The following is a 16,487-nucleotide window of genomic DNA, read 5'->3' as shown; positions in this document are numbered from 1 at the left end:
CGACCGGCCTCTTTCCGAAACGAGGCCACGCCTCAACCCCATCAGGCTAGCCGTTCAACCGCATTGGCAGCAATGACAAAATCCTGCCGTTTCCTGCCAACGATCGGCGCTAACATAACCGGTCACTCCCCGCACCGTTTCCCATGCCCCGCCCGTCCACCGCCACGCCGCGCCTGATCGCCATCGTCATATACCCCACCGTGCAGCATCTGGACGTCGCGGGCCCCGCCGACGTCTTCTCGATGGCCGGCGCGCTGGGCGTGGATACGCCGTACCGGGTGGTGACGCTGTCCAGCTCCGGCGGTCCGGTCGCGTTGTCCAACGGACTGGCGCTGCACACCGAGGCCGCGGGCGATATCGATCCGGCGCAAGTCGACACGCTGATCATTCCCGGAGGCGAACGCGACGGGCTGATGCAAACCGCCGCCGACGCGCCGCTGCAGGCATGGGTAACCCGCAGCGCCGCCCAGGCGCGCCGCGTGGCGTCGGTCTGCACCGGCGCGTTCCTGCTGGCGCACTGGGGCCTGCTGGACGGCCGCCGGGTGGCGACGCACTGGGCGTCGGCGCACCTGCTGGCGCAGTACTTTCAGGGCTTGCAGGTCGAACCCGATGCGCTGTACGTGCAGGACGGTTCTTCATGGACCTCCGGCGGCATCACCGCCGGCATCGACATGTGCCTGGCCATGGTCGAGCAGGATGCCGGCCGCTGGCTTGCGTCGCGCGTGGCCCGCCAGTTGAACCTGGCCGTGCGCCGCCAGGGCAATCAGGCCCAGTACTCGCTGATTCTTGAAGGCCAGGCGGGTGCTTATGGCGCGCTGGTCGACTGGCTGCGCGAGCATCTGGCCGAAACCATCAGCGTCGAACGCATGGCGCAAGCGGCGGGGCAATCGCCGCGCACCTTCCATCGCGGCCTGGTGCGTGAAACCGGTTTCACGCCCCGCGCCTTTCTCGAAGCGCTGCGCCTGGAAACCGTGCGTTCGGGGCTGGACGCGGGCCAGCCCGTCAAGCAGCTGGCCCGGTTGGCCGGTTTTCATTCCGAGACGCAGTTGGCCAAGGCGTTCCAGCGCCGCTTCGGTCTTAGCCCGTCGCAGTACCGGACCGGGCCGGCATGACTATTCCGTGATCTGAATCTTGGCCTGGTCGATGATGACCTGATAGCGCTTCATCTCGGCATCGATGAACTTGGCGAACGCCGCCGAGTCCTTCACCGACGGCTCGAAGCCCAGGCCGTTCAACTGCTCGGCCACCTTGGGGCTGGCCATGACCTTGGCCGACACCGATTCCAGTTTCCGCAGGATCGGCTGCGGCAGGTTGGCCGGGCCCCAGACGCCGTACCAGGAATAGAACTCGAAGTTCTTCTGGCCCTGTTCCTTCATGGTGGGCACGTTGGCCAGCAGCGGACTGCGTTCGGCGCCGGTCAGCGCCACGGCGCGCAGCTTGCCCGCACGCACCATCGGCAAGGACGACAGCATCGGGTCGATCAGCCCCTGCACCTGGCCGCCCACCATGTCCGACAGGGCCGGGCCGCCGCCGCGATACAGCACGATGGGAATCTGCTCCAGGCCGTTGTCGTGCAGGAACGAGGCCGCGGCCAGGTGGCCGGCCGAACCGAAGCCGGTGGTGGCGAACGAGTATTTCTGCGGGTCCGCCTTCAGCACCTTGACCAGCTCTTGCACATTGTTGGCCGGCACCTTGGGGTTGACGCTGAAGATCAGTGCGCCCTGCGCCAGCTCGCTGATCGGCGTGAAGTCCTTGACCGAATCGAACTTGATGGTCTTCTTGTACAGCAGCGGATTGATTGCGTGGATCGACGCGTTCAGGTACAGCGTGTAGCCGTCGGGCGCCGCGCGCGCCACGTAGGCCGCGCCGATCATGCCCGAGGCGCCGGCGCGGTTTTCCACCACCACGGACTGGCCCAGCTCTTTGCCCAGCTGCTCGGCATACAGCCGCGCCACGCCGTCGACGGAACCGCCGGGCGGGTGCGGCACCACCAGCGTGATGGGGCGCTGCGGATAGGCATCTTCGGCCAGCGCGGCGGCGCCGGACAGCACCCCCACCGCCAGCAGGGCGACGCTGAGCAGCCGCTTGAGCGGCGTGGGGCGGGACAGGAATCGGGACATGATGGTCTCTCTAGGCGATGGCGCAGTCATTTCGAGCGCGCAGCAGCGGTCCACGCCATCGGACGCGATGCGCGCGTCCGCCATGCCGTGGATCGTCAGGATGGGTCCGGCGGCCTCACGCCGCCGGACGGGGAAATCAGGCCGCCTTGAGCTGCGCGGAGCTGAAGCCGTACTTGGTGTCCAGCCCCAGTTCGCGCACGATGCGCAGCCCCTTGGCCAGGGCCTCGCCCTCCAGGCCGCGCAGCGGACGGCGCAGGTCGCCCACCGGCAAGCCCACCGCCTTCATCAGCGACTTGATGGCCACCGGGTTGATGGCCGAGTACGAGTAGTGCAGCATCGGCAGCAGGCCCAGGTAGCCTTCGCGGAAGCTGACCGACACGTCGGGCGTGTCCCACGGACGCGAGATGTCGGCCATTTCAGCCGGCGCGATGTTGCCGGTCATGTTGGCGGTGCCGTGGCCGCCCAGGCTCATGGTGGGCACCACCAGCCCCAGGTTGGGCGAATCGCAGCACATCACCGACACGTCGGGACGGCCGCGCAGCACCTGCGCCACCTGGCCCACACGCGTGGTCGATTCCTTGTGCACCACGTAGTTCGGGTGCTTGAAGATACGCAGCAGCTGGTCCCAGTGCAGGTCGCTCTTGACCCGCGGCGGGTTGTTGTAGATGCCCAGCGGGAGGTCGGTGGCGTCAGCCACTTCCAGGAAATAGGCTTCGGTATCGGCTTCGGACGCGCAGATGTAGGCCGGCGCGGCCAGGATCGCGCCATCGGCGCCGTTGGCCTGCGCGAACTTCAGGTATTCGATGGTGCTGTCGGTGTTGTTGCCGGTGCAGCCGTAGAACAGCTTCATCTTGCCGCTCTTCATCTTGGCCGTCTCGACGATGACCTGGCGGCGCTCTTCCGGGGACAGCAGCGACACCTCGCCGGTGGAGCCCATGATGAGCACCGCGGCGGTGCCGTTGTCCTCCTGGAACTTCAGCAGGCTGCGAAAGGCGCTGAAATCGACGCTGCCGTCGCGGTTGAACGGCGTCACGATAGCGACGAAGGACCCCTGGATTTTCATTTTGCTCATGAACCACTCCACATGCGGAAGGACTGCTCGACAAAAAAGCCAGGGGCGCGCGTGATCGGCGCTACCACCTGACCATTCCCCTTGTTGCTTACGCAGTATAGGAAGAGCGGCCCCGAAAATTTTTCTATTTTCCACACTTTAAGCAGGCCCGAAAGACAAAGAATTTCTAAGCCAATGCGTTTAAGTTATGAGGATTTCCATAACAATACGTTTTTGACTGCGCGCCCCTCATGTCCGAAGCGACCTCTCGCCATCCGTCCCTATCTCATTGGGGCGCCTACACCGCACTGGTACGCGATGGCCGCGTGGTGGGCTGCGAACCCTTCGCCCACGACCAGGCACCGTCCCCACTTATCCACACGATGCCCGACATGGTGCATTCGCCGCTGCGCATCGCGCGCCCCAGCGTGCGCGCCAGCTGGCTGAAACATCGCGGCGCGCCGGAATTGCGCGGCGTGGACGGCTATGTCGAAGTCGATTGGGATACCGCGCTGGATCTGGTGCACGGCGAGCTGCAACGGGTGCGCGCGCAACATGGCCCCACCGCGATCTTCGGCGGCTCGTACGGCTGGTCGTCGGCCGGGCGCCTGCACCATGCGCGCACGCTGACGCACCGCTTCCTGTATGCCGGCGGCGGCTGCGTCGACCAATCGGGCAACTACAGCTGGGGCGCGGCGCAATTCCTGCTGCCGCACATCATCGGCACCTACGCGCCGGTCACCGGCCGCATCACCGACTGGAACAGCGTCGTCAAGCACACGCGGCTGCTGATCGCGTTTGGCGGCATCCCCTTGCGCAACACCCAGATCGCCTCCGGCGGCGCCGGCGACCACAGCGCCCCGGGATGGCTGGCCCAGGCCCGCCAGGCCGGCATCCGCAGCGTCGTCATCAGCCCCACCCGCGGCGACTCGCCGGATGCGCTGGCCGCCGAGTGGATACCCATCCGGCCCAATACCGACGCCGCGATGATGCTGGGCATGGCCCATACACTGCTGGCCGAAGGCCGCCACGACCAAGCGTTCGTGGCCCAGTACTGCAACGGCTTCGAGGCCTATGCCGACTACGTGCTGGGCCGCCGCGACGGCCAGCCCAAATCGGCGGCCTGGGCCGAGGCCATCTGCGGCGTGCCCGCCGCCACCATCCGCGAACTGGCGCTGGCCGCGGCCGGCTGCCGCACGCTGCTGTCGTTGTCGTGGTCGTTGCAGCGCGGCCATCGCGGCGAACAACCCTATTGGGGCAGCGTGGCGCTGGCTGCGCTGCTGGGCCAGATCGGCCTACCCGGAGGCGGCTTCGCCTTCGGCCACGGGTCCATGAACGGCGCCGGCAATCCGCGCCCCGACCTGCCCGCCCCCGAGATGCGCGCCGGCCGCAACCCGGCCGCCACGTCCATTCCCGTGGCGCGCCTGACCGACATGCTGCTTACGCCGGGCGAGTCCTATGAATTCAACGGCAAGACCGGCGTCTATCCCGACATCCGGCTGGTCTACTGGGCGGGCGGCAATCCGTTCCACCATCACCAGGACCTGAACCGCCTGGCGCAGGCCTGGACACGGCCCGAGACCATCGTCGTGCACGAACCCTGGTGGACGCCCACCGCGCGCCGCGCCGACATCGTGCTGCCCGCCACCACCACGCTTGAACGCAACGACATCGGCGGCTCGTCGCGCGACCGCTACATCCTGGCCATGCGCCAGGCGGTGGCGCCGGTGGGCCACAGCCGCAACGACTTCGACATCTACCGCGAACTGGCCGCGCGCGGCGGCTTCGAACAGGCCTACACCGAAGGCCGCGACGAAATGGCCTGGATTCGCCACATCTACGAACAGATGCGGCCCGCCTGGGAAGCCGCGCAACTGACGCTGCCCGCGTTCGACGAATTCTGGGACCGCGGCCACATTGCGTTGCCGCCGCCCACGCGCGACTTCGTGCTGTTCGAGCAGTTCCGCCAGGACCCCGCTGCGCATCCGCTCAAGACCCGCTCGGGCAAGCTGGAACTGCACAGCGAGGCCATTGCCGAATTCGGCTACGACGACTGCCCGCCCCACCCCGCCTGGCTGCCGCCGGTGGAATGGCTGGGCGCCGAGCGCGCCGCGCGCTGGCCGCTGCACCTGGTGACCTGCCAGCCCGCCGATCGGCTGCACTCGCAGCTGGACCCCGCGCCCGCCACCCGCCAGAACAAGGTGGCCGAACGCGAAGCGGTGCTGCTGCATCCCGATGATGCCGCCGAACGCGGCATCGCGCAGGGTGACGTGGTGCGCATTTTCAACGACCGCGGCGCCTGCCTGGGCGGCGCGCAGCTCAGCGGCGATCTATTGCGCGGCGTGGTGGTAATGCCCACCGGGGCGTGGTTCGATCCGCAAGGCGCAGCGCTGGAACGCCACGGCAATCCCAACGTGCTGACGGTGGACGTGGGCACGTCACGGCTGGCGCAAGGACCCAGCGCGCTGTCGGCGCTGGTGCAGGTGGAACGCTGGCAAGGCGCCGCGCCTGCGGTGCAGGCGTTTGAACCCCCGGCGCTGGAAACGCTGACGGACGGCGGCGCGGCCGCGCGCTAGCGGCCAGGACGCAGCCGCCTCGCGCCGCGCGGCCCGCCTCATGCCGCAGCCGCAGTGTCCGTCGAGGTGTCTCGCAGAAAAGCGAGCACGCGTTCGTTCTGGCCGCGCACGAAGTGGCGTTCTTGCGGCAGCAGCGTCACGTTGGCCTGCGGCATCAGGCGCTGCAGGCGGTCGCGGGTGCCCTGCGAGTCCAGCATGACGTCGCGCCCCCCGACCACCACGAGCAGCGGCGGCGCCAACTGGCGCAAAGCCTCGTCGCTGAACACCGGAATCTTGCCGAAGCGGGACCGAAAACCCTGATCGATGGCGCGCATCAAGTCGAACTGGGCGCGATCGGCGGGCGCCGGATCGGCCGGCAGCACGCCGATGATGCGGCGGCGTATCAGCGCACGCCCCGCCGGCCCCAGCAACAACAGCGGCAGGACCCAGGGCAGGATGTTCTTCTGCCGGCCAATGCCCGACGGGCACAGCAACGCCAGGCGCTCCACCCGGGCCGGGCGGCGCACCGCGAAGTCCAGCGCCATCCAGGCGCCCAACGAAATGCCGCAGAACGCGGCGCGCGCGATGCCCAGCCCGTCCAGCACCGCATCCAGCCACGCGGCATGCGCGTCGCCGTCAAGCGGCAGGCGTGCGGGCGCGCTCAGCCCCGCCTCGCCGATCAGGTCGATGGCGTAGAGACGGAAATACGGCGCCCAGGCCTCGGCCTGCCGTTGCCAGCTGGCTGCGGTGCTTTGGGCGCCGTGCAGCAACACCAGCGGCGGCGCATCTTCGCGGCCGCACACCAGCACGTGCGTATCGCCGACGGGCGTGGACACCGTCTGGCGCCCCCACCCTTGCGGCCAGTGGGCGAGCGCGGCGTCGTAAGCCGCGCGCACGGCTTGCGCGTGGCGCTCGGACTTGTAGACCGGATTCATGCCGGCACGTTGCCGCGATAGCGCAGATGGATCAGCGGATACGGCCGCCCCTGGCTGTCCTGGCCGGACCGGCCGATGCGTTCGAAACCCAGCCGTTCGTAAAAGCCCACGGCCTGGCCGTTCTGCTCGTTCACGTCCGTCGCCAATTCCGGCTGGCGCCGCAGCGCATCCTGCACCAGCAGGCGGCCGACGCCCGTGCCGCGGTGGTCCGGGTCCACGAACAGGGCTTCCATGCGGTCGCCGTCCAGCAGCATGAAGGCAACGGGGCGATCGGCCGCGTCCACGGCCAGATCGAGCGTGGCGGCGGGCAGAAAGCCCACGACTTCGGCGTCGATGGCTTGGCGGTCTTCGGGGGTCAGGAAGTGATGCGTGGCATCGACGGCGCGGCGCCAGATGTCGACGACGGCGGCGCCGTCGGCAGGCGTGGAGGGTCTAAGCGTGAACATGATTCAAGAAAGGCGGTGTCAATGGGAAGAAGGCGGCAAGATACACGCTTGCCGGCCCGCGCCGCGGTTCAACCCGCGGCGGTGCGTTGTTCGATGGCGCGGATCACCGCCACCATGTCGGAAGTACCCAGGCCCAGCGCCTCGGTTTCGCCATACAGCGCATGGCTGGCGTCCAGCAGCGGCGAGGCGATGCCGATGCTGCGCGCCGCCTCGGCCACCAGGCGGCTGTTCTTGAGTACGTCGGTGATGGCGGCCTGCACCGAGTAGTCCTGCGCGACCAGCTTGCCCAGTTTCACGCGGGACACATCGCTGGCCATCGGCCCGGCGTTCAGCACGTCGGCAAACAGCGCCAGGTCGATGCCCTGGCGTTCGGCGAAATGCACGGATTCGGTCAGGCCGGTGACCATGGTGATCAAAAACAGGTTCACGGCCAGCTTCATGGCCAGCGCCGACGGCACGGCGCCGCAGACGAAACTGTCGCGGCATAGCGGCTGCACCAGCGTGCGGATCGCGGCCACGTCGTCGGGTTCGCCGGCCAGCATCACCACCAGTTGGCCCGCTTCGGCGGGCTTGCGCGAGCCGGACACCGGCGCTTCGACATAACGGCCGCCGGCCGCCCGGATGTCCGCGCCCAGCTGACGCGAGACGTCCGTCGACGTGGTGCCCATGTTGACGATCAGGTGCCCTTGCACCCGCGTGGCAAAGTCTGGCGTGCCACGGCCCAGCGTGGCGTCGATGGCGGCGTCGTTGGCCAGCATCAGGATGACCGTGCGGCATTGCGCGTAGACCTCATCGATCGTGTCGGCAATGTGGGCGCCCGCCGCGCGCAAGGCGTCGAAGCTGCCGCCCGAACGGCTCCAGGCTACCAGCGGCGTGCCGGCGCGGGCCAGGTTCAGCGCCATGGGCGTCCCCATGACGCCCAGGCCGATGAATCCGATAGTCATGTGTGTCTCCTGCGTGTTTCTGGTGAGGAAAAGGGTTGCGCGGAAAGCAGCCTTGCACCCGCCTCAATGCGGTGCGGACTCGACCCGCAGGCCGGCTGCTTTCCAAGCGGGAAAGCCATCGCCCAGCCGCTGCGCCTGGAAGCCGCGGGCGCGCAGCAGCGCCACGGCCCGCATCGACAGCACGCAGTAACGGCCGCCGCAGTAGGCCACGATGGCCTGGTCGCGCGGCAACTGCGCCAGGTGGGCCTCCAGCGCTTCGGTAGGCAGGTTGACCGCCCCCGGAATGTGGCCGGCGGCGTAATCGTCGGGCGAACGCACGTCCAGCAGCAGCGCGCCGTCGTCCAGCTTGGCGACCAGCGCTTCGATGGACACGGCTTCGAGCTGCTCGGGGCGGTTCACGCTGTCGGACGCCACACGCTGCATCTCCTGGCGCTGGTGCGCCAGGTAATCCTGCAAGGCCGATAGCACTTCGGACACGGGCCCCGTACCGCCGCGATACAGCACGTGCTTGCCATCGCGGCGCGACTGGATGAAGCCGGCGCGCTTGAGCTGCTGCAAGTGTTGCGAGGCGTTGGTGATCGACAGGCCGGACAGCAGCGCCAGCTGCTCGACCGTGCTTTCGCGTTGCAGCACGGCTTGCAGCAGGGCCAGCCGGTGGGGATGCCCCAACGTCTTGGCGGCGTCGGCCAGGTCGTCGAGCGAGTCGGCGGGGTCGGCCAGGGGCAAGGGCATAGACGGGGATGGCGGCAGGGTCTTCATTGACGCAAACATAGCATCTTCCTATCATTCCATCATTTGTTGGATTGATAATTTTAAAGGAGACCTGTCCATGACATCGAGCCCGACCCTGACGGCGGCGGAACCGGCGTCCGCGTCCTGGGGCGACCTGCTGCGCGGCCGCAATGGCCTGCGTTCGATCGCCCTGGCCGGCGGCGTGGCGCTGCACGCGGTCAATATCTACGTGGTCACCACCATCCTGCCCACGATCATCCAGGAGATCGGCGGCCTGACGTATTACGCGTGGAACACCACCCTGTTCGTGGCCGCGTCCATCGTCGGGTCGGCGCTGTCGGCCAAGCTGATCGAACAGTTGGGGCCGCGCCTGGCGTACCTGGTGGCGCTGGCGGTGTTCTCGATCGGTGCGGTGGCCTGCGCGATGGCGCCGTCGATGCCGGTGCTGCTGCTGGGGCGCACCGTGCAGGGCCTGGGCGGCGGCGTGCTGTTTGCGCTGAGCTACGCGCTGATCCGCGTGGTGTTCGACGCCCGGCTGTGGCCGCGCGCCATGGCGCTGGTGTCGGGCATGTGGGGCGTGGCCACGCTGGGCGGCCCCGCCATCGGCGGCATGTTCGCGCAAAGCGGCCAGTGGCGGCCAGCATTCTGGGTGCTGGTGCCGGTGGCGCTGCTGCTGGCGCTGATCGTGGCCAGCCAGTTCCGCGGCAAGGCCGCGGCCGACGCGCCGCCCGGCCGGGTGCCGTGGGCGACCATCGCGTTGCTGGTGCTGTCCGTGCTGGCGATTTCCGCTGCCAGCCTGTCGCAGCGGCTGCTCTGGAATGCCGCCGGCATCGCGGCCGGCGTAGGCATCGCCGCCCTGATCGTGCGCATCGACAGGCACGCCCGCGCCCGGCTGCTGCCTGCCGGCGCCTACTCGCTGCGCGCACCGCTGGGCGTGCTGTACGCCGTGATGAGCCTGCTGGTGGCGGCGCTGACCACCGAGATCTTCGTGCCGTATTTCCTGCAGGTGGTGCACCAGCAGACGCCGCTGGCCGCGGGCTACATGACCGCGATGATGGCCGGCGGCTGGACGGTGGCGTCGGTGTACAGCGCCGGCCGCAGCGCCTTGCAAGCGCACCGGCTGATCCGGATCAGTCCGTGGGTAGTCTTTGCCGCGATCGTGGCGCTGGCCGCGACCATGCCGGTGATAGCCTGGAATCCGGCGTGGTTCGGCACGGTCATCTACTGCGTGGCGCTGACCGCGGTGGGCTTTGGCATCGGGCTGGCCTGGCCGCACCTGCTGACGCGCGTATTCTCGGCCGCCGCGCCCGGCGAGGAAAACCTGGCGTCGTCCTCGATCACGACCGTGCAGCTGTACGCCACCGCATTGACCGCCGCGCTGGCGGGCGTGGTGGCCAACGCGGGCGGCCTGACCGAGCCCGGCGGCGTGGAAGGCGCGCGAACGGCGGCCCTGGCGCTCTTCGGCGTGTTCGCGCTGGCGCCGGCGCTGGCGGCCGTGCTGGCGGGGCGCCTGGCGCGATAGAGCCAGTGCGTCAGCCAAGCACAGCCGGGTTGACCACGTGTATCGGCTTGCCCGCCGCATACGACACGATCTGGTCGAACACGTCCGAGAACTGCGTTTCGTATTCGTCTTCGGTGACGTAGCCGATATGCGGCGTGCAGATCGCGTTGGGCAATTGCAGCAGCGGATGCTGCGGATCGCGCACCGGTTCTTCTTCGAACACGTCCACCGCCGCCGCCCCCGGGCGGCCCGCGCGCAGCGCCTGCACCAGCGCGCCGGGTGCGATCAGGCCCGCGCGGCTGGTGTTCACCAGCAGGGCCGACGGCTGCATGTGCGCCAGGTCGTCTGCGGTGACGATGCCGCGGGTGGCCGGCACCAGGCGCATGTGCAGCGACAGCACGTCGCTGGTCGCAAAGAATGTCTGCTTGTCGGGCGCCACGGCCCAGCCGTCGTCGCGGGCGCGCTGGCGCGAGGCCTCGCGCGCCCACACCTGCACCTTCATGCCGAAGGCCGCGCCGTAGCGCGCCACCTCGGCGCCGATGCGGCCATAGCCGTAGATGCCCAGCGTGCGTCCGCGCAGCGTGCGGCCCATGCCCGTCTGCCAGACGCCTTCCTTCAACGCCTGCACCTGTTCCGGAATGCGGCGCATGCCGGCCAGCGCCAGCGCCCAGGTCATTTCCGCGGCGGCGTAGGACGGCGTGCCGGCGTGCTGGTTCGACGACACGATGACGCCGTGCTCGGTGCAGGCGTCGATGTCGATGTGCGGATAGACGCTGCGCTGGCTGATCAGCCGCAGCTTGGGCAGCCGGGCGATCAGCGGCGCACGGATCTGGGTGCGCTCGCGGATCAGCACCAGTATCTCGGTGTCGCGCAGGCGCTCGGCCAGGGCGTCCACGTCCTGCACGTGATCGTTCCAGACGGTCACGGTGTGCCCGTCCAGCTTGCGGAAACAGGGCAAGCCCCGCAGCGTGTCGAAATAGTCGTCCAGAATGGTGATGTTCATGATCTACCTGCCTCCTCGGGAACGAGCATTGTGAGCGCCGGCCCGCGGGCCGTAAAATGAGATTAATTCGCTCATTGATGCGTTTTTCTCATGAAAATAGACGTGCTCGGCGTGCAGGCCTTCGTCGCCATCGCGGACCACAAGAGCTTTCGCCGCGCCGCGAGCGAACTCAGCATCACCCAGACCGCGCTCAGCCGGCGGTTGCAGAACCTGGAATCTTTCCTGGGCGTGCGGCTGGTGGAACGCACCACCCGGTCCGTCGCGCTGACGCCCCCCGGCGACAGCTTCCTGCCGCAGGCGCGGCGCCTGTTGGCCGACCTGGCCGCGGCGCTTACCGAAATCCGAGAAACCGGCAAGGCCCAGCGCGGCGACGTGACGCTGGCCTGTGTGCCGACCATCGGCGTGCACTACCTGCCGCAGATCCTGCAACGCTATAGCGCCGAACACCCGCAGAACCGCGTGAAGGTGCTGGACCACTCCTCGGGCGCGGTGGCGCAGGCGGTGCTGACGCGCGAAGCAGAATTCGGCATCAACATCGCCGAATCGCATCCGCCCACGCTGCAAAGCATTCCGCTTCTGCAAGACGATTTCGTGCTGATCTGCCGCGACGACCATCCCTTCGCCCGCCGCCGACGACTGCCCTGGAAACAACTGGAAGGCCACCGGCTGATCTTTCCCGGCGCCAGCAGCAACAACCGGCCGCTGCTGGACCACGCGCTGGCCGACCAGGCCTTGCAGCTGTCCGCGTTCTATGAAGTGCAGCGCAGTTCCACCGCGGTCGGCCTGGTGGCGGCCGGCGCCGGCATTGCCGTGGTGCCCCGGCTGGCGTGGCAGGCGGGGTCGTATCCGTCGCTGCGAGTGGTGTCGCTGCACACGCCGGTCGTGGGCCGCACGTTTTCGCTGCTCAGCCGCAAGGGTGCGCACCTGTCGCCTGCCGCGCAGGCCCTGTACGACCTGATCCTGCGGCACCGCGAAGACCTGCCGGCCTGAGCGGCCGCGCAGGATTCGAAGCGTTTTAAACAATTGGTGACGCCTTATCCGGCAAATCGGGTAACAATGCGCCCGCACCCATCCGCCACAAAGGAATCACCATGAATAAAGCGTTTGCGTTGCTGATCGCCGGCTTGATGCCCCTGGCCGCCGTCGCGGCACAGCCGGACGTCGAACCCCTGACGCTGAACCCGCAGAACAAGCTGTACTGCAACGCCCAGACCGATTGGTGCGTCGGCATCAAGACGGACGGCTCGATGCAGGACAACGGCCCCTTCGCCACCAGCCGCGCGCTGCGCGCCGAATGGCCTTTCTGGGACCTGCCCGACATTCCGAATTTCTCGCACTTCACCGTCTGGCCGCACCTGATCCGCCTGGACGAAGAACGCGCCCTGGTCGGGGTGATCGGCCCGACCGAACCGGACTACAAGGAAGAAATCCAGTTCTCCGGCGGCAGCTTCGCACGCAAGGACCTGTACCTGTTCATGGTCAACCTGGGCGACAACGTGTCCGGCCTGGTGCACGTGATGCCCTACACCGCCAACGCCCGCATCCGTGCCTGCTTCAATGACGCGGACGAGTCCCGGCGCGGTGGCGACTGCATCGATACCTACCGCTTCCAGTCGGCCCTGAAGGCGCTGCCGGGCGGCAAGTATCCGGACCTGCAGGTCACCACCCACGCCACGCGTGCGCCGGCCGGCGCCAGCCGCTATGCGGACTCAAGCAAGCTGCCGGCGCCCACCGAAGCCCAGAAGGCGCCGCAGACCGACAAGCAATGCAGCTACACGGTGACCTACAAGTGGCACGAAGACACGTCGGTCTACCGACCCGCGACGCCGGTGCCCGATTGCGCCGAGTTCCTGCAGGCGCAGCCGAAGAAGTAGTAGACCGGCCGTAGACCGGCCGGGCAGCCCGCGTCAGTCGGCGTAGCCCGGGTTGCGCCGATCCAGCCGGCGCAGCAGGCCGGGCCAGGCCAGCGCGGCCTTGTGCGCGCGGTCGGCCGGGGATTCGACCGCGGCGCGCGCCAGGATCTCGGGCGGGATGTAGGTGAGTTCACCGCCCGCCTGGGCCCGCACCTGCACCATGCAGGCCGCTTCCAGCCGGTGCATGGCCTGGAAGGCCTCGGCCATGGTCTGGCCCACCGTCAGCAAGCCATGGTTGCGCAGGATCAGGTAGTTGTTGCTGCCCAGGTCGCGCACCAGCCGCGGCTGCTCTTCGGGGTTGAGCGCCAGCCCTTCGTAGTCGTGGTAGCTGAGCGAGCGCAGCGCGATGAACGCAAACTGCGACAGCGGCAGCAAGCCGCCCTTCTGTGCCGACACCGCCACGCCGTTGATCGAATGCGTGTGCAACACGCACATGGCATCCTTGCGGGCCGCGTGGATACAGCTGTGGATGGTGAAGCCGGCCGGGTTGATGTCGTATTCCGAGTCCATCACCTTGCGGCCGTCCAGGTCGATCTTGACCAGGCTGGACGCGGTGATTTCGTCGAACATCATGCCGTAGGGGTTGATCAGGAAGTGCTCGGTGCCCGGCACCTTGGCCGTGATGTGCGTGAAGATCAGGTCGTCCCAGCCAAACAGCGCCACCAGCCGATACAGCGCCGCGAGATCCTTGCGGACCTGCCATTCCGTTTCGCCGACCTGTTCGCGCACGCTGGCGCCCTTGCCTACCGTATCCATGCTGTCTCCCGTTATGGTGTTCTGCCCGCGGCATCCGCGCCGCAGGTGCCTGGCACTGTACTACTGCGCCGCGCCGCGCAAAATGGCCGCCAGCGCCTGCGCCAGGGCCTCGCAGCGCGCGGGCGTGCCTTGCGCGATGCCGAACACCAGCCCCGGCACCGGCGCCGCGAGGCAAAACTCGGAAAATGTCCGGGCGCCGTAGCCGCGTTCGGCCAGCGCCTGCACCACGCGGCGATCGTCCACGCCGTGGTCACGCAGCCGCACCGCCAGCTTCAATCCGCCGCCGCCATCGGCCACCTCCAGCCAATCGCCGCAGTGCTGCGTCAGCGCGCGCACCAGGTTGTGCATGCGTTCGGCGTACAGGCCGCGCATGCGGCGGATGTGGCTGCGGAAATGGCCGTCGTTCAGAAAATCGGCCAAGCCCGCCTGGATATGGATCGGCACGTCGCCCTGGCGCAGGGCCATGTCGGCATGGCAGGCGGCCACCAATTCCGGCGGCAGGATGGCATAGGCCACGCGCAGCCCCGGCGCCAGCGTCTTGGAAAACGTGCCGACGTAGGCCACGCGCTGACCGGTGTCGATGCCTTGAAGCGCGGCGATGGGCCGGGCGTCGTAACGGAATTCGCTGTCGTAGTCGTCTTCGATGATGAAGGCGCCGTGCCGCTGCGCCGCGTCCAGCAGCGCCAGGCGGCGCGGCAGGCTCATCGTGACGCCCGTGGGGCACTGGTGCGAAGGCGTCACGTAGATCAGGCGCGGGCCGGCGCCCGCTGCGCGCGACAGGTCGATACCGTCGTCGTCGCACGGCACCGGCACCAGCTGCGCGCCCGCCCGCAGCAGCAAGGCGCGCGCGCGGGGCCAGCCGGGATCTTCGATCCAGGCCGTGTCGGCCCGCGGCGCCAAGGTCACGCGGGCCAGGGTATCGATGGCGGCAGCCGCCGACGGAAACACGGCCACCTGATCCGCTTGCGCCACCACGCCGCGCGCGGTGCTGGCGTGCGCCAGGATGGCGGCCCGCAGCGCTGGCAGGCCGGCCACCGGCCCATAGCCCAGGTCGTGGATACGCAACGACTTGATCCGGCCGCCCACGCAGCGCGCCCAGGCCGCCGCCGGAAAACTCTTCAGGTCCGGCACGCCGGGCTGGAACGGCAAGGCGCGCGGGGCCGGCGTCGCGGCTGCGGGCAGCGATTCGGCGGGCGCCTTGCCCGCCGATGCCGGCGCACGGCCACGCGCGACGCCCGCCAGCGGCCGGGGCCGCGCCGTCGACACCCGCGTGCCCGACCCGCGCACGGTCTCGATATAGCCTTCGGCGCGCAGGCGTTCGTAGGCCTGCACCACGGTCGACCGGGCAATGCCCAGCGACAGCGCCAGCGCGCGGGTCGACGGCAACGGTTCGCCCGCGCCCAGCCGGCCGGCGCGCACCCGTTCGCGGATGGCGCGGCACAGCTGGCCTTCGAGATCGCCCTGGGGCCGGTCAAGCACCAGCCAGGTCACGGCTTGAGAAGTCATGGGCAAGGATGCAAAAAAAGCGCGCGCATCGCGCAGCGGGTCTCGCGGGAATTTTAGGGGCAACGCCGCGTCGATGGACGGCCACTGGTAGGACGGACATCGGCAAAGCGGACGGTTCGCGCACCAAGGATCGGCGCTACAACGAGGGCCTCGATCCGCTTCACACAAAGCTTCACCCAAAGCTTCACACACAGATTCCACGTGCTGACCTCTACGCTTCTTATCACCGGCGGCGCCCTGGCCGGCGGCCTAGTGTCCGGTTTGACCGGCTTTGGCACCGGCCTCACAGCGCTGCCGATCTGGCTCCTGGCCCTGCCCCCGGCCCTGGCCTCGCCGCTGGTCATCATCTGTTCGGTCACGTCGCAGTTGCAGACGCTGCCGTCGATCTGGCACGCCATCGACCTGCGCCGGTCGGCCCCCTTCATCGTGGGAGGCTTGCTCGGCGTGCCGGTCGGCGTCGCGGCGCTGCCTTATGTCTCGCCGCGGCTGTTCGAGGGCGGGCTGGGCGTGATCCTGGTGACGCTGTGCGCCATGCTGCTGCTGAACGGCCAGGCGCGCCTGCCGCGCACCCACCCGCGGATCGCACTTTTCGCGGACGGCCTGGTGGGGTTGGGCGGCGGCCTGCTGGGCGGCATTGCGGGCCTGTCCGGCCCCCTGCCCACACTGTGGGCCGGCCTGCAAGGCTGGACCAAGGACGAGCGCCGCGCGGTGTTCCAGTCGTTCAACCTGTCGATCCTGGCCGTGGCGCTGGTCTCGCAGGCCATATCAGGCCTCGTCACCGCCGAAGTCGTCTCGCTGGCCTGGCAGGCCCTGCCCGGCACGATCGTCGGGTCGTGGCTGGGGCGGCGGCTTTACCACCGCATCAATGTCGTCGTCTTCAACCGCATCGTGCTGCTGACGCTGCTGGCGGCGGGGGCCAACATGATGCTTCGGGTGCTGTGAAGCGTCTTGCGCCCGCGACACATTAGGACAGATTTACGCAAAAACTCGACACTTTTTAACGCGTATTGGCTCTGATTCCCCTA

The 16,487-nt window shown here is 68.5% G+C and carries 15 protein-coding genes; 6 read left to right on the top strand and 9 right to left on the bottom strand.

Translation table 11 applies throughout. The annotated features are described in order from the left end of the window. Window positions 1–143: 143 nt before the first annotated feature. Window positions 144–1,112: a GlxA family transcriptional regulator gene (locus HV798_RS04070; RefSeq protein WP_175191255.1), complete on the top strand. Its 969-nt coding sequence runs from the start codon at window positions 144–146 to the stop codon at window positions 1,110–1,112. Here HV798_RS04070 and HV798_RS04065 read toward each other — a convergent pair whose 3' ends face one another. Beyond that, entirely contained in the window at window positions 1,113–2,120 is a 1,008-nt protein-coding gene (locus HV798_RS04065; RefSeq protein ID WP_175191256.1) for a Bug family tripartite tricarboxylate transporter substrate binding protein, read from the bottom strand. A gap of 136 nt (window positions 2,121–2,256) precedes the next feature. Next, window positions 2,257–3,192: a 4-hydroxy-tetrahydrodipicolinate synthase family protein gene (locus HV798_RS04060; RefSeq protein WP_175191257.1), complete on the bottom strand. Its 936-nt coding sequence runs from the start codon at window positions 3,190–3,192 to the stop codon at window positions 2,257–2,259. Window positions 3,193–3,422: 230 nt separating this feature from the next. Here HV798_RS04060 and HV798_RS04055 point away from each other — a divergent pair, with 230 nt between their 5' ends. After that, window positions 3,423–5,747, top strand: a complete 2,325-nt coding sequence (locus HV798_RS04055; RefSeq protein WP_175191258.1) for a molybdopterin guanine dinucleotide-containing S/N-oxide reductase — start codon at window positions 3,423–3,425, stop codon at window positions 5,745–5,747. A 38-nt stretch (window positions 5,748–5,785) separates the two neighbouring features. Here HV798_RS04055 and HV798_RS04050 read toward each other — a convergent pair whose 3' ends face one another. The 4 genes from HV798_RS04050 to HV798_RS04035 form a co-directional block, all read right to left on the bottom strand. Further along, a complete protein-coding gene (locus HV798_RS04050) occupies window positions 5,786–6,661 on the bottom strand; it encodes an alpha/beta fold hydrolase (protein ID WP_175191259.1) in 876 nt (291 codons plus the stop codon). Further along, a complete protein-coding gene (locus HV798_RS04045; protein ID WP_175191260.1) occupies window positions 6,658–7,107 on the bottom strand; it encodes an acetyltransferase in 450 nt (149 codons plus the stop codon). Before HV798_RS04045 ends, HV798_RS04050 begins: the two co-directional genes overlap by 4 nt. Before the next feature lie 68 nt (window positions 7,108–7,175). After that, entirely contained in the window at window positions 7,176–8,051 is an 876-nt protein-coding gene (locus HV798_RS04040; RefSeq protein WP_175191261.1) for an NAD(P)-dependent oxidoreductase, read from the bottom strand. 63 nt (window positions 8,052–8,114) lie between these two features. Next, window positions 8,115–8,783: an ArsR/SmtB family transcription factor gene (locus HV798_RS04035; RefSeq protein WP_246288568.1), complete on the bottom strand. Its 669-nt coding sequence runs from the start codon at window positions 8,781–8,783 to the stop codon at window positions 8,115–8,117. A gap of 97 nt (window positions 8,784–8,880) precedes the next feature. On the opposite strand from HV798_RS04035, the gene HV798_RS04030 reads away from it, so the two are divergent. Next, on the top strand, window positions 8,881–10,305 hold the full coding sequence (locus tag HV798_RS04030) for an MFS transporter (protein WP_175191262.1): 1,425 nt from the start codon (window positions 8,881–8,883) through the stop codon (window positions 10,303–10,305). A gap of 10 nt (window positions 10,306–10,315) precedes the next feature. On the opposite strand, the gene HV798_RS04025 is transcribed toward HV798_RS04030, so the two are convergent. Next, on the bottom strand, window positions 10,316–11,287 hold the full coding sequence (locus HV798_RS04025; protein ID WP_175191263.1) for a D-2-hydroxyacid dehydrogenase family protein: 972 nt from the start codon (window positions 11,285–11,287) through the stop codon (window positions 10,316–10,318). Window positions 11,288–11,377: 90 nt separating this feature from the next. Between HV798_RS04025 and HV798_RS04020 the strand changes: the two genes are divergently transcribed. After that, a complete protein-coding gene (locus tag HV798_RS04020; RefSeq protein ID WP_175191264.1) occupies window positions 11,378–12,277 on the top strand; it encodes a LysR family transcriptional regulator in 900 nt (299 codons plus the stop codon). Between the two features lie 101 nt (window positions 12,278–12,378). Then, window positions 12,379–13,161: a hypothetical protein gene (locus tag HV798_RS04015; protein WP_175216335.1), complete on the top strand. Its 783-nt coding sequence runs from the start codon at window positions 12,379–12,381 to the stop codon at window positions 13,159–13,161. A 33-nt stretch (window positions 13,162–13,194) separates the two neighbouring features. Here HV798_RS04015 and HV798_RS04010 read toward each other — a convergent pair whose 3' ends face one another. Together HV798_RS04010 and pdxR are read right to left on the bottom strand one after the other, a co-directional pair. Further along, window positions 13,195–13,956, bottom strand: a complete 762-nt coding sequence (locus HV798_RS04010) for a class II aldolase/adducin family protein (RefSeq protein ID WP_025139155.1) — start codon at window positions 13,954–13,956, stop codon at window positions 13,195–13,197. A 60-nt stretch (window positions 13,957–14,016) separates the two neighbouring features. Next, window positions 14,017–15,462, bottom strand: coding sequence for a MocR-like pyridoxine biosynthesis transcription factor PdxR (gene pdxR / locus HV798_RS04005; RefSeq protein ID WP_175191266.1), 1,446 nt, complete (start codon window positions 15,460–15,462; stop codon window positions 14,017–14,019). Between the two features lie 201 nt (window positions 15,463–15,663). On the opposite strand from pdxR, the gene HV798_RS04000 reads away from it, so the two are divergent. Further along, window positions 15,664–16,404, top strand: coding sequence for a sulfite exporter TauE/SafE family protein (locus HV798_RS04000; RefSeq protein ID WP_217481143.1), 741 nt, complete (start codon window positions 15,664–15,666; stop codon window positions 16,402–16,404). The last annotated feature ends 83 nt before the right edge of the window (window positions 16,405–16,487 follow it).

The organism is Achromobacter deleyi (assembly GCF_902859705.1).
Classification (GTDB): domain Bacteria; phylum Pseudomonadota; class Gammaproteobacteria; order Burkholderiales; family Burkholderiaceae_B; genus Achromobacter; species Achromobacter deleyi.
Note: the sequence above shows the minus strand (reverse complement) of the source record. Positions and strands in the feature narration are given on the sequence as shown.